This window comes from Maribellus mangrovi (assembly GCF_037646455.1).
GTDB classification, from domain to species: Bacteria; Bacteroidota; Bacteroidia; order Bacteroidales; family Prolixibacteraceae; genus Draconibacterium; species Draconibacterium mangrovi_A.
Genome location: NZ_JBBIXN010000004.1, coordinates 72,523 through 86,382, shown reverse-complemented (window position 1 = coordinate 86,382; position 13,860 = coordinate 72,523). Strand labels below are relative to the sequence as shown.

Below are 13,860 nucleotides of genomic sequence, written 5' to 3'. Positions count from 1 at the left end.
TGCGGCCAATTCTTATTTTAGAATCATTAAAATACCGATAACGATCATTACAAGCGCATAAACGTGCCGGATGTTATTTTCAGCTTTTGCAACCTTTATCCTCGACAACCACCTTGTACCGATTAAAGCTCCCACTACCGAACCTGAGGTTAAGAATCCAACCAGGGTAAGGTCGATGCGACCAACCAGAAAGTGCGCTCCAATGGCGAACATGGCGTTTATCAAAATGATAAGTAGTGATGTGCCTACAACCATCTTAAGCGACAAGCGCATGGAAAACAGGCCGGCCATTACCGGGGCGGTTCCGCTGGTGCCAAAAGTACCTGAAATGGCTCCGGCAAACAATCCAAAAAACGATCCGCGAAAGATTCGGCTAAGTGGACTTAATTCTTTCAGTTCTTCTCCATTCACTTCACACTTCTTTTTTTTCCAGGTTGAAAAACTCATGTTCAGCGCAATAAGAATCGAATACACTCCAAAAGCTATTTTCAGTTGTTTAGATGAGATGTAACCCGTAATTGCTGCCCCTGCAAGTGCCCCAACTATCCCTGCCAACACAAAAACTTTACCTGTTTTAAAGTCTACATTTCCTCTTCTGAAATGACCAATCGTCCCCACAAGGCCAATTGGCAATGTAGCTGTTAATGAAGTAGGTACAGCCACCTGCGCCGGAGCTCCGATAATAAGTGTAAGCACCGGTAAGAAGAAAAACCCGCCGCCGCCACCAAGCATCGTTCCGAACAAACCGAGTAAAAAGCCAATAAGAGGTAAAATGAGGTAAATGGATTGGTACTCCGAATAGAAAATCATAAGCCAGTTTTAGTATGACCAAATATAATCATTCTAAGGCTAAATAAAACAGCTGCAGTAATGCGCCAAAAACTTACTCTCAAAGAACTCTTTTTCAAAACAATACTAACAACTTGCATTTAGAATGACATACTATTCCGAACCATACCGCATGCAAAGTGTTTGTTCATTTTAAATTTTCTGTTCAAATACTGTTACATAATAAAACCGCATAATACTTATTGTTAAAACAATTCATTATATTCAAAACATAATCACGAACGCCGCTTTATTTTACCGCGGTGCCATCACAAGAAAAATTCTGTACTATGAAAAAACTCATTCTCATTTTACTGATTCTTGGCGTTTCAATAACATCCCGGAGTCAGGGGACAAAAATGTTACGTCAACCAACTTTAAGCGACACGCACATTGCATATTCTTATGGCGGTGATCTCTGGATTACAAGCCTTTCGCATATGCAGACCAAACGCCTTACAAGTACGGGCGCGGTGGAAAGCAATCCCCACTTCTCGCCTGATGGAAAAACGATTGCCTTTAGTTCAAACCGTTCGGGCAGCACTGCCGTTTTTACGGTTTCTGTTGAAGGAGGAACACCAACACGTTTAAGCTGGTACCCAAGTGGAGCCAACGTTTGTGGCTGGACACCCGACGGCGAAAATATTTTGTTCAGCTCTACCCGCGAAACTGCACCATCAGGTTACGAGCGATTGTGGCTGGTTTCGAAAGATGGTGGTCCGGAAAAATTATTAACGAAACAGTGGGGACACGATGGTTCGTATTCTCCCGACGGTAAAAAAATCGTTATCGACAGGATCTCGAGGTGGGATGTTGAATGGCGCAATTATCGGGGTGGACAAAATACTCCACTAGTTATCCTGGATTTAAAAAATTTCTCGGAAATTTTATTGCCCAATAACCACGAAACCGACATTCAGCCACTGTGGCTGGATGACAAAATCTATTTTCTGTCGGATCGCGATTTTGTGAGCAACATCTGGAGCTACGATGTAAAGTCTAAAGCGTTGGAACAGCTTACTTCGTTTGAAGGATCGGATGTAAAATGGCTCGCCGGTAAAGGTAACCAGCTTGTTTTTGAGCGGGAAGGTGCGCTTCATTTATATAATCTGAACACCAAAGAAATCACCACACTTTCCATGGAAATAATAGGCGACTTTCCCTGGGCCGAAGTTCAATGGGAAGATGTAAGCAGCCGCGCAAGTTCAGGCTCGCTCTCTCCTACCGGGAAACGTGCTATTTTTGAAGCTCGTGGCGATATTTTTACAGTACCTGAAGAACACGGAGATACGCGAAATATTACAAAGTCATCGGGAGCAGCAGACCGCACACCGATCTGGTCGCCAAATGGCGGACAGGTAGCCTGGTTTTCTGATCAAAGCGGCGAAGGTTATGCGTTGATGATTGCTGATCAGGATGGATTGTCGGAAGCAAAAAGCATTTCAATCGGTGAATCGAAACTCGGTTGGGAACCCACCTGGTCACCCGATGGAAAGTACATTGCGTTTACCGATAACGCTGCTCGGGTTCGCATGGTTGATGTTGAAGCAGAAAGCATAAAAACCATCGATAACGGGGGTAACAACCTCGAACGTGGAAGTATGGGGCTTACCTGGTCACCCGATTCAAAGTGGCTGGCTTATGCAAAAGCAGCTGCCAATAATTTTCGCCAGATTACGGTTTGGTCGGTAGAAGATAACAGCATTAAAAAAGTCACCAACACTTTTGCCGATGCATTCGCTCCCGGCTGGGATCGCGACAAAAAACATTTCTATTTCCTGGCATCTACTGATCTGGCTCTTGGATCGGGCTGGGCAAATACCAGTGCCATGACTGCTAACGCCAACTATAGCGTATATGTAGTCAACCTTCAAAAAGATGAATCATCGCCCTTTAAATTGCGCAGCGATGAAGAGGAAGTAAAAGAAGACAAGGAGAAGGAGGAATCCGGGGATACAGAAAAGGAAGAAGACAAAAAAGAAGAGGACAAGGATAAAAACGGAAAAGACGAGAAAGAGGACAAAGAAAAATCGGATTCAATTTCCATTGATTTTGAAGGAATCGACAGCCGGACTATTGCGCTTCCAATGCCAGCCAGAAAATACCGCCAGCTGGTAGCTGGTCCTGAAGGCACTGTTTTTATAGCTGAATCAGTGCCAAACGAATCGGGTTATACGGTTCAAAAATTTAGTCTAGAAGACCGTGAATCCAAAGAGTTTGTAAGCGGAGCCAGAAGTCTGTCGGTCTCCAACGACGGCAAAAAGATGCTGGCCATAGTGGGCTCGTCGTGGAAAATTATGGACACCGGCAAACCCTCAGGTAAAGATGGCAAAAACCTGAAAGTAAATCTAAAAATGAAACTCGACCGTTCGCAGGAATGGAAACAAATTTTTGAGGAAGCGTGGCGCTACGAAAAAGACTATTTCTATGCTCCAAATTTACACGGAAGAGACTGGGATGTGGTTTACGATCGCTATTCACCATTAATCCCATACGTAAAACACCGCGCTGATCTGACCTACATTTTAGATCAAATGAACGGCGAGCTTTCAGTCGGACACAGTTTTGTTGGTGGCGGCGACTATCCCTCTAACGAAAGCAATCGAGTTGGTCTGCTTGGTTCCGATCTGGTACCCGAAAAAGGTTACTGGAAAATTGAACGTATTTATACTACCGAAAGCTGGAATCCGGGACTGTCTAGCCCACTCGATGAGCCGGGATTAGAGGTAGAAGAAGGCAACTATCTGGTAGGAGTTAATGGCAAAGAATTAACAAGTGACGATAATCCTTACCAATTCCTTGACGGAACTTCGGGTGTTCAAACTGTGCTGCAAATCAGCGATGAAGCCGATTTCGAAAATGCCCGGGAGGTAATCGTTAAACCAATCAGCAGCGAATTTGCATTGCGCCAACGCGCCTGGGTGGAAGATAACCGCCGAAAAGTAGATGAACTGTCCGACGGGAAACTGGCTTATGTTTGGGTACCCAACACTGGAACACCCGGACTGGTTTCCTTTAACCGCTATTTCTTTGCCCAACAGGATAAACTTGGTGCTGTTATCGACGAACGTTTCAACGGCGGTGGTTTGCTCGACGATTATATGGTTGATTTAATGACCAGAAAATTGCGGGCTGCTGTTACCAACGAAGTAGCAAACGGGAAACCATTTCTTCTTCCGGCCGGAATTCTCGGACCGAAAGCACTTTTAATCAACGAAAAAGCAGGCTCGGGTGGCGATTTCTTCCCATGGGTTTTCCGCCAGCAAAAAGCAGGGCCACTTATCGGTGCTACAACCTGGGGCGGACTGGTATCATCGGCGGTTCATTACGCCATGGTTGACGGCGGATACCTGACAGCACCAACAAATGCGGTTTTCGATCCGATCAATAACAAATGGATTGCCGAGAATTACGGAGTTGCGCCGGATATTGCGGTCCGTCAGGATGCAAAAGCACTGGAACAAGGCAAAGATCCTCAACTGGAGCGTGCCGTCCAGGAGGTTTTGAAAATGGTGGAAAAAGAAAATCAATCAGAAATTAAGCATCCGCCTTATTCGACTCCTGCTATCAAAAAATAGAATATTCTAATATATTGTTAATCAAAAGGTCTTGCCATTTTAGGGTAAGACCTTTTCTTTTTGACGTCAATCCCTTTTCAGCATTGCATTCCAAATTTTACACCCCAACATAATCATACCAAAAAGTATTTTTATTTTCATAAAGCATTCATTTTTAATAACTTTTATTGTGGCTATTATTCAAAACCAAGCCACTGTTATTCATTTAATTAATTATTTATTTAAAACTAAGTGTGATGAAAAAATTATTTACCGCTGTTTTATTGTTTAGCTTCGTCTTTCTTTTAAAAACCACTTCAGCGCAAGATGATGCGCCAAAACCCAAATACATTGTTTGGGAAGCTCAAGTTGAAATTGCCCAGAAGGACAAATTATTGAGTGCACTGGATGCCGTCCATAGCTATATGAAAGAACTGGACTACCCTTATCCTGAACTCATTCAACATGCGGAAGGATATATTTGGGCATCGGCTCCAATTGGAAGCATGGCAGATATTGATAAAATGCGGGAAGCTGACGACAAATTTTGGGGAACCGACCCGAAAAAAAGTGAGGAACTCGGCAAAATGTTTGAAGATGCCTACTCTAAAGTGGGAGGAATGGTAATTGAATTGCAGCCTGAACTTTCGATTATGCCGGCTGAACAAAGTACACAGACCACCGGACAGCGCTTTCGTCTTTTTGAAAAGTTTCATGTGAAAAACGGGAAAGGCAGAGAATTCTCTGAATTGGTAAAGAAATACTGCGAACTGCGCAAAAAGCACGGATTTAACCAGCCTTTTTACACTTTCCATCCTATGCTTGCAGGCGATATGTCGGTGGTATATTTTATCTCTGAAATGGGAACCAGCCCGGCAGAAAACTTTACCATAAACGATGAATTCTGGGCAAAAGCAGGCGAAGATGGCATGGAACTATGGAACGACGTAAAGGAAACGGTTTCGACGATGGAACAATATTTTGGGGTAATCGATTTCGACAATTCCTATTTTCCTGAAGAATAACTGCAGAATTCAATAATTTTTGAGAGGCTTTTTCAATTGTCCTTGTTGCGTCATCCTGAACTTGATTCAGGATCTCAAAGTTGCAAAATATCAAAAGCTATAGATTCTGAAATGAATTCAGAATGACGTTGTTACTGGCTTTTGAAACAGTCTCTTTATTTTTTCATTAAACCGATCACATTAGCCGTCATCACTTCGATACCTGTTTTTATGGTGTTCCCGTAATCAGGTGCAAGTGTTGGGGAATGCAAAGGCGACGGACGCTTTCCTTCAGCTTTCAGTTTTTGCATCAGTTCGGGGCTGGTACTTCCGAGCCAGATCAAACAGGTTGGAACATCTTCGGGAGTGAGACCATATTTCCCAAAATCCTCTCCCACCATTTCGGGCTGCGTTTCAATAATATTTGCATCCCCAATTATATCACCGGCAAATCGGACTATCCTCGCGCTCAATTCGTTGTCGTTCAATACCGGCGGTGTTTCTGCCGGATCGACAAACACCATGGGCAATTTATCGTCGGGCATTCCGGCGGTTTTTGAAGCGGAAGCACTAATTCGCTCAATTGCAGCAATTACCTTTTTAATGGTTTCATCAGAAAAATAGCGAAGCGTCAGCTGCATTTTCACCTCATCAGGAATAATATTCGGGCGCGTTCCGCCATGAATGGATCCAACAGTTACTACCGCCGGTTCAGTTGGACTCAGTTCGCGGCTGACTATGGTTTGCAGATCGGTAACAATACGCGATGCAATAACAATTGGATCGATGCATTTTTGAGGGTAAGCACCGTGTCCGCCTACACCATAAACAGTTATTTCCACCGTTTTTACACCGGCAAAAACAGGTCCGCCACGTAACCCGATCTGACCGGTTTCCAGTTCAGGATTAATATGATACGCCAGCGCATAGTCAGGAACAGGAAATTTCGTGAATAATCCGGCTTCAATGGCTTCACCTGCTCCCCCACTGTATTCTTCGGCTTGTTGCGCGATTACCATCAAGGTTCCGCTCCATTCATCTGTTAATTCAACAAGTGTTCTGGTTGTTCCCGTCCACGTGCTCATATGAATATCGTGTCCGCAGGCATGCATCACCGCAACTTCATCACCATCAAGATCGGCCTTTTTTGTGCTGGCAAAATCCAAACCTGTTTTTTCTTCCACGGGCAGCGCATCCATATCAGTTCGAAGCATCACGGTTGGTCCATCGCCATTTCTGAAGATTCCCACCACACTGTTCCCTCCAAAATTACGGGTAACTTCAAAACCGAGTTGTTCCAATTCAGAAGCCATTCTTTTGGAGGTTTCAAATTCCTGAAACGATAATTCAGGATTCTGATGCAAGTGTTTGCACAACTCAAAAGCATACTTTGATTGTTTCGTTGCTTCAGCTTCTATTTTATCGACAGATTGTGCGAATGCACTGATTTGTATGGTCATAAGAAAAAGTGCTGCGTAAAATTTTAATTTCATTTTAATTCTCTAAATGATGAACAAGTCGAAAGTACTGAAAGTTTCAGCAAAAAAAGATTCCATCTCTTCCACAAGATGGAATCTTTACTACGAATTACAAAAAACTTAAAGTCAAGGTCAAATAAAAACTCCGACCGGGTGAATACATAGGCCGGGCATCCGCTCCTCTTACCGATCTCGCAAGATGTTCGTAATAAGCTGTATCAAACAGGTTCTGAATGCCGGCAGTGGTAGTCAGAAATGATTTTGTATGCCACGAAACTTTAGAATCGACCACCATAAAGTCGGGTGTTTTTGTTTCGCCGTACGATGTTGCAATTCGATCCTGTTTTGCGGAATAACGAAACAGAATTTCCGGCTGTAACTTGTCTTTCGCAAAAGTTGCCATTAAGCGATAACGAAAATCCAAAGGAGGAATTTCAGGCAAAGCCTCATCCAGAACCTGGTTCTCGCCATGCGTATAGCTTATGCTTAAATTATGACTTAAAAACGCAGTATACTGCTGAGTCCAGTTTATTTCGAAACCGGTCATCAGCGCTTTTTTAATGTTTACAAACTGACGAACTCCGGGCGATGTGGCCATAGCCGGATCAAGATCTTCCCGAATTTCGGAGGAGATAAAATCGCGCAAAACGGAGGTAAAAACATTGGCACTTATATTTGTATTCGCGGCCTGGTACTGAAAAACAATGTCGAGTTGGTTGTTGATCTCAGGATTCAGATCAGGATTGCCAAGCATCTCGTAAGGATCGAGTCCAACGGGAAACTGATTGATGTAACGTTCCGTAATTCCCGGACTTCTTGTTGCCATGCCCAAATACATTCCCAGCGATACTTTTTCGTTGAACAGCCGGGTTCCGCCAAAACTTACGGACGGATGCACAATCTTGGAGTCCAGATCGTTGTAAATTGCGCTAAAGTTCTCTGACGGATTGTTGGCTTTTGAGGAATTAAAATCGAGTCTCCCCGAAACCACAAACTGAAATCCGTGCTGATGAATGTGCCACTCTCCAAAAATTCCGGTTCGCTGAACCTGTGCATCCTGCCAAACATTGTCGGTTAGTATTTTTCCGGCCATTGGCCCCATCAGCATTTCCCGGGTACGAAAGCCGTCGGCCGTTTCGAAACGATAATCGAGCCCGCCATAAAGATGACTGCTCTCAAAATCGAATCGCAATTCGGAGCGCCCTCCGTAATTTCTGGTATCTGCATTTGTTTCGGCATCAACCATCCGCGGTTCAATCACCTTTTCGTAATTGTCCATTAAATGATCAACCATGGTCGCATAAACACTGGTTTCCCAATTCGAAAGTGCTTTCCCGTAAAATACCGCTGAATGACTGGCATTGATCAGCCAGGTATTGTCTTCGCGCAAGTCCATAGGTAAAGCCGGAAAGTCGACATCTTTCGCCACGTTATTCGACACCAAAATACCAAGCTTTTGCGAATTGCTCAGTTTCAATCCAAGTTTTCCTCCCCAGTTGAGGCGATTAAATTGTGCCGGAATATCCTTGCCATCTCCATCGGTATAGTCTTCGCCGGTAGAGTATGCACCAAACATTCTGAAATCAACCGTTTGGCCGGATACACCTGCTACCCCTTCTGTTCTATAAATATTGCCATTGCTCTCGTAACTGCTTCCGATCCGTCCGAGCGGAGTAGTTTTTGATTTAAACGCCGGGGCTGTACTTTTAAAATTTATGGTGCCGCCAAATACATTTCCATAACGCAAATTGTGGGGCCCTTTTAAAACTTCAGCCTGTACAATCATATTCACCGGAATCTGGCTGGCTGCAGGATCCATGCGGTTTGGACAGGCTGCTGAAGCAGTTTGCACACCATCCAAAACCAGGTTAACCTGATCGTACTTAAATCCCCTCAGCACCGGATCGAAACCGTAGGCTCCGCTTTTCCGGATGCTCGAAACGGAAGGCACCGATTCGAGCAAACTGCCCGCATCGTGTTCCAGTTTGTTTTGCACTGAAAGGTCCATCCTGCTTGGCAAGCCCCCGTCGGGTCGTACTTTTATCAAAGTTACCGGCATAAGGTAATTCTCTGATTCTGTTAACATAACAAATCCTTCTTCCAATGCTTTTTGAACCTGTTCGTCGGTAAACAAAACCTTACCAAAAGAAACGTGCGAAAGATTCAAACTTTCTCCTTGCCTGTAAACAAAACTTATTCTTCCCTGCGCGTCAGAGAATCCGGTGCTTTCGGCATATTTAAAATAAACATCATCAATCGGTTTGTTGTGTTTTTCATCGATTAGTTTTATCGTTTGTTCCTGCGCATACGAATATCCGGCGATCATAAATAAAGCCGCCACCACTATGAATACCCGCACTCCGGAACCCGAAGAATTTATCTTCATTCCAAAATGATTTAAAGGTTACTACTTATTCAGGTTTTGGGGATCAAAAAAAAGCTTATTCGATGCGTGGAGGATGAAAAATCCGGAAAAGAAAAGAGAAGGTATATTCTTCAACACCATAAATCGGAAGCAAGCTTTGCCCGGGGTAATAGTTAATGCGGGGATTTTGCTCGGGAGTATTAAAAGTAATATCTATTTTTCCGGTTTGTACGGGAGGCAGTGCCTCTTTTTGCTGCTCTTGTTCGTCGAGTTTCTTCTTTAGCTGACAACATCCTTTGCAGGTAGATCCTTCCACATTCTTTTCAGCGCAAAGATTCTTTGCAATATAATCCTGGTTAATTTTAAACGACAAGAAAATCAGCAGTTCAGAAAATTGAAAGCTTAGTATCGATAAAATCAATATATGTGCGACCAAATGTTTCAAGCCGACTATGGTTTTGCCAATACTACGCTTTAACCGGACTAATTGTTCATCCAATCCAATTGTCGCCAGGTTTCGGGTCCCGTATTTTTTTGAGGTGCACCACCCGTACTCCTGCCATTTCTGACTATCTCCGAGAGTTTATTTCTGAATTGTTCAACAATTTCAGGGTGTTCCTGCTGAATGTTGTTTTCTTCGGCAATATCAGTTAAAAGATCGTAAAGCTGAACCGGCGGCAGATTTTTCACTTCTTCCGAGTTTGGTCTTGGAAAACTCCAGCCTCCCGATCCGGGGCAAAAAATGGCTTTGTATTCTCCTTCGCGATAAGCAAACGAACCATTTATTGAATGATGCACAATTCCCGGGCGTGGCTCGAGATCGGAATCCAAACCCAAATCCGACATAAAACTGTAACTGTCTTCGGCAGCCTCATCAGGGAAGCCAGTTTTCAGAATATCGGCGAAAGTGGTGTACAGGTCAGTGGTACAGACCAACTGATCCGATTTACCCTTTTTAATCTTTTCAGGCCAGCTTACTACAAACGGCACACGATGGCCGCCCTCAAAAATATCTGCTTTATGTCCGCGAAAAACATAGTTCGGATTATGTCCCTTTGTCGCCAGTTGTTCAAAATCGGCTTGTGGCGAACAACCGTTATCGCTGGTAAAAATGATAATTGTATTTTCCGACACGCCATTTTTTTCCAGTGCTTTACGTACCTTACCTACCACATCGTCAACCATAATAACAAAATCGCCATATGGATTATCGAGGCCACTCTTTCCCTGAAATTCAGCTGTAGGCAAAATAGGTGTATGCGGCGCCGGCAAAGCCATATAAACAAAAAATGGTTGGTCACCGTCAGCACTTCGGTCAATAAATTCTATTGTTTTTGTTGTAACATCAGGCAGAACTCGCTCGTGAACAAAATCATCGCTGGTCAATCCTTTCCGCCACCAGGTTTGTTTCCCGGTATCAACGGTATACTGTGTTGGCACCATGGTCGGCATATCATTTTCAACCCATACATAGGGAGCCATATCCAGCGATCCTGAAAAACCAAAACTATAATTAAATCCTCTGGTATTGGGTCCATTCTGTACCGGTTTTGAGAAATCAACCTGCGGCCGTGCGTTCAGATTTCCGCGTCCCAAAGAATCTTCTTCCATAACCGCCCAATCCCATCCCAAATGCCATTTACCGACAAATGCTGTGTTGTAGCCCTGCTGCTGTAAGAAGGCGGGAAGCGTTAAGCGATCAGGTTCAATTAAGGCTTTGCTAAAACCACTTAAAACACCATTTTTAAGGGTTGACCGCCAGTTGTAGCGCCCCGTTAAAATACTGTACCGGGTAGGCGTACATACTGCCGAACTGGTGTGGGCATCGGTAAAACTTACACCGGCATCTACTAACTGATCGATATTTGGAGTAGTTATTTTCGAGTTCTCATTAAAACCGGATACATCGCCATAACCTAAGTCGTCGGCCAGGATGACAACAATATTCGGACGTTCATCTTCCTGCTTTTGTGTTGAACAACTTCCAAGAAAAATGGCTGCGAGTAAAACAATAAATAGTTGTTTCATGGTAAAGTATGTTGTTTAAATAGTTTTTAATTTTTTTAATAACTACAAAAATACATTTCCTCAAACAGTTCCGAAACATTCTTGCACTATTTTATGAAGAAAAGTTACGAACCTGAAAATTTGCAGGTATTGTTTATATGCAAAGCCTTATATTTACGGCTGAAAAATTTTAAATGCAGTTTTTCATGCGGAATAAAACCAGATTTTAAAATTGGAAACGGGATTTAAATCCTGATTCGCACCAAAATACACAAATAAGTATAAAGTATGAAAATTTCAGTTGTAGGAACAGGATATGTCGGTTTGGTTTCAGGTACTTGTTTTGCCGAAACCGGTATCAATGTCACATGCGTGGATGTTGATGACAAAAAAATTGAAAAATTGAACAACGGCATCATTCCGATTTATGAACCCGGTTTAGAAGATATCTACAAAAAGAACGTAGAAAAAGGACGCCTGGTTTTTACGACCAACCTGGCCGAAAGTCTTGAAAATGCTGATGCACTTTTTATTGCAGTGGGTACTCCTCCCGACGAGGACGGCAGCGCCGATCTTAAATATGTTCTGGGAGTGGCACGCGAAATTGGAAAAAACATCGACCATTACATGGTAATTGCCACCAAAAGTACCGTTCCGGTTGGTACATCAAAAAAAGTTAAGGAAGCTATTCAGGATGAATTGGATAAAAGAGGTGTAAAAGTAGCCTTTGATGTGGCCTCCAATCCTGAGTTTTTAAAAGAAGGTAACGCCGTGCAGGACTTCCTGAAACCCGACCGGATTGTGATCGGGACCGAGTCGAAAAGAGCGCAAAAAGTAATGAAGCGCCTTTACAAACCTTTCCTGCTAAACGGACATCCGATTGTTTTTATGGACATCACTTCATCTGAAATGACAAAATATGCCGCCAACTCGATGCTGGCTACCAAGATCAGTTTTATCAACGAAATTGCCAATCTGTGTGAAATTGTGGGAGCTGATGTAGAGTCGGTTAGAAAAGGAATTGGGTCTGATCCTAGAATTGGAAACAAATTTATTTATGCCGGTACGGGTTATGGTGGCTCCTGTTTCCCAAAGGATGTTCAGGCGCTCATTCGCACCGCCGATGAGCACAAATATTCGCTTGAAATACTGAAAGCCGTTGAGCGCGTGAATAACCGACAGAAATCGGTGTTATTTGATAAAGTTCTCAACTATTTCGATGGTGATTTAAAAGGAAAGAAGTTTGCCATGTGGGGACTATCGTTCAAACCAAAAACCGATGATATGCGTGAAGCTCCCGCTCTGGTAATTATTGAAAAGTTATTGGCTGCCGGGGCCAAAGTTTGTGGCTACGATCCGGTTGCTATGGAAGAAGGCAAGCGTATTCTGGGTGATAAAATCGAGTTTGCCAAAGACGAATACGATGCCACCATCGACGCCGATGCTTTATTGTTAGTTACCGAGTGGCCCGAATTCCGTATCCCGAATTTCAGGGTACTGGAAAAACTTCTGAAAAACAAGGTTATTTTCGACGGAAGAAACATTTACGATCCAGAAGAACTGGCAGAATTGAGCTTTGATTATTTCGCCATCGGACGTAAACCGGTAAAACATTAATGTGAAAACAGTTCTGATTTGTTGGGACGAACTTCATACGCTATATTAACTGCATGAAACGAATTTTAGTAACCGGAGGAGCAGGATTTATTGGTTCACACTTGTGCGAAAAGCTGTTGAATGACGGGCACGAAGTAGCATGTCTCGACAACTTTTTTACCGGGAAAAAACAAAAAATTGTTCATCTGCTCGATAATCCATATTTCGAATTGATCCGTCACGATGTAACCCACCCGTACTATATCGAAGTCGATGAAATTTATAATCTGGCCTGCCCCGCCTCACCGGTTAGCTATCAATATAATCCAATAAAAACAATAAAAACCTCGGTAATGGGAGCTATTAATATGTTGGGCTTAGCCAAACGTGTTAAAGCAAAGATATTACAGGCTTCTACCAGTGAGGTCTACGGCGACCCCATGATAAATCCCCAACACGAAGATTATTGGGGAAATGTAAATCCTATCGGAATCCGTTCCTGTTACGATGAAGGCAAACGCTGTGCTGAATCGTTGTTCGTAAATTACCGCCTTCAAAACGAAGTAAGAATAAAGATCATTCGTATTTTCAATACCTACGGCCCAAACATGGAGCCGGATGACGGCCGTGTTGTTTCTAATTTCGTTATGCAGGCTTTAAAAGGTGAAGATATTACAGTGTACGGTGATGGTACACAAACCAGAAGTTTTCAGTATGTAAGCGATTTGCTGGAAGGGATGGTTCGCATGATGAACACCGGCGATGACTGTGTTGGGCCAATAAACATTGGTAACCCAGGCGAATTTACCATGCTCGAACTGGCCAATGAAATTCTGGATATTACGGGCTCCAAATCAAAAATCATTCATCTGCCACTTCCCGAAGACGACCCGATACAACGCCAACCGGATATTTCGCTTGCGCGTGAGAAACTAAACAACTGGGAACCTAAAGTTCCCTTAAGAGAGGGACTGGAAAAGACGGTAGCTTACTTCGAACAACTTTTAAAAGAAGGGAAAGGTTAA

At 43.3% G+C, this 13,860-nt stretch carries 9 protein-coding genes; 4 read left to right on the top strand and 5 right to left on the bottom strand.

Annotated features, from left to right (window positions below):
- Positions 1–12: 12 nt before the first annotated feature.
- Positions 13–810: a sulfite exporter TauE/SafE family protein gene (locus WFY05_RS15775; RefSeq protein WP_340113868.1), complete on the bottom strand. Its 798-nt coding sequence runs from the start codon at positions 808–810 to the stop codon at positions 13–15.
- A 308-nt stretch (positions 811–1,118) separates the two neighbouring features.
- Here WFY05_RS15775 and WFY05_RS15770 point away from each other — a divergent pair, with 308 nt between their 5' ends.
- Together WFY05_RS15770 and WFY05_RS15765 are read left to right on the top strand one after the other, a co-directional pair.
- The gene (locus WFY05_RS15770; RefSeq protein WP_340113867.1) at positions 1,119–4,406 is read left to right on the top strand and encodes a S41 family peptidase; all 3,288 of its coding nucleotides are present in this window, start codon (positions 1,119–1,121) and stop codon (positions 4,404–4,406) included.
- Between the two features lie 236 nt (positions 4,407–4,642).
- Positions 4,643–5,410 carry a hypothetical protein gene (locus WFY05_RS15765; RefSeq protein WP_340113866.1) on the top strand — a complete coding sequence of 256 codons (768 nt, stop codon included), beginning with the start codon at positions 4,643–4,645 and terminating at the stop codon, positions 5,408–5,410.
- 155 nt (positions 5,411–5,565) lie between these two features.
- Here WFY05_RS15765 and WFY05_RS15760 read toward each other — a convergent pair whose 3' ends face one another.
- The 4 genes from WFY05_RS15760 to WFY05_RS15745 form a co-directional block, all read right to left on the bottom strand.
- Positions 5,566–6,882: a M20 metallopeptidase family protein gene (locus WFY05_RS15760; protein ID WP_340113865.1), complete on the bottom strand. Its 1,317-nt coding sequence runs from the start codon at positions 6,880–6,882 to the stop codon at positions 5,566–5,568.
- Between the two features lie 94 nt (positions 6,883–6,976).
- Entirely contained in the window at positions 6,977–9,253 is a 2,277-nt protein-coding gene (locus WFY05_RS15755; protein ID WP_340113864.1) for a TonB-dependent receptor domain-containing protein, read from the bottom strand.
- A gap of 55 nt (positions 9,254–9,308) precedes the next feature.
- Positions 9,309–9,677 (bottom strand): hypothetical protein, encoded by a 369-nt coding sequence (locus WFY05_RS15750; RefSeq protein ID WP_340113863.1) that lies wholly within the window; start codon positions 9,675–9,677, stop codon positions 9,309–9,311.
- Positions 9,678–9,715: 38 nt separating this feature from the next.
- The gene (locus tag WFY05_RS15745) at positions 9,716–11,260 is read right to left on the bottom strand and encodes a sulfatase family protein (RefSeq protein WP_340113862.1); all 1,545 of its coding nucleotides are present in this window, start codon (positions 11,258–11,260) and stop codon (positions 9,716–9,718) included.
- A 267-nt stretch (positions 11,261–11,527) separates the two neighbouring features.
- Between WFY05_RS15745 and WFY05_RS15740 the strand changes: the two genes are divergently transcribed.
- Positions 11,528–12,856 carry a UDP-glucose dehydrogenase family protein gene (locus WFY05_RS15740; RefSeq protein ID WP_340113861.1) on the top strand — a complete coding sequence of 443 codons (1,329 nt, stop codon included), beginning with the start codon at positions 11,528–11,530 and terminating at the stop codon, positions 12,854–12,856.
- Between the two features lie 53 nt (positions 12,857–12,909).
- Entirely contained in the window at positions 12,910–13,860 is a 951-nt protein-coding gene (locus tag WFY05_RS15735; protein ID WP_340113860.1) for a UDP-glucuronic acid decarboxylase family protein, read from the top strand.

Bases quoted from the DNA above. Each gene is read 5' to 3' on its own strand.
- WFY05_RS15755 (WP_340113864.1), bottom strand. From the start codon at position 9,253: ATGAAGATAAATTCTTCGGGTTCCGGAGTGCGGGTATTCATAGTGGTG.
- WFY05_RS15735 (WP_340113860.1), top strand. From the start codon at position 12,910: ATGAAACGAATTTTAGTAACCGGAGGAGCAGGATTTATTGGTTCACAC.
- WFY05_RS15760 (WP_340113865.1), bottom strand. From the start codon at position 6,882: ATGAAATTAAAATTTTACGCAGCACTTTTTCTTATGACCATACAAATC.
- WFY05_RS15775 (WP_340113868.1), bottom strand. From the start codon at position 810: ATGATTTTCTATTCGGAGTACCAATCCATTTACCTCATTTTACCTCTT.
- WFY05_RS15765 (WP_340113866.1), top strand. From the start codon at position 4,643: ATGAAAAAATTATTTACCGCTGTTTTATTGTTTAGCTTCGTCTTTCTT.
- WFY05_RS15740 (WP_340113861.1), top strand. From the start codon at position 11,528: ATGAAAATTTCAGTTGTAGGAACAGGATATGTCGGTTTGGTTTCAGGT.
- WFY05_RS15745 (WP_340113862.1), bottom strand. From the start codon at position 11,260: ATGAAACAACTATTTATTGTTTTACTCGCAGCCATTTTTCTTGGAAGT.
- WFY05_RS15770 (WP_340113867.1), top strand. From the start codon at position 1,119: ATGAAAAAACTCATTCTCATTTTACTGATTCTTGGCGTTTCAATAACA.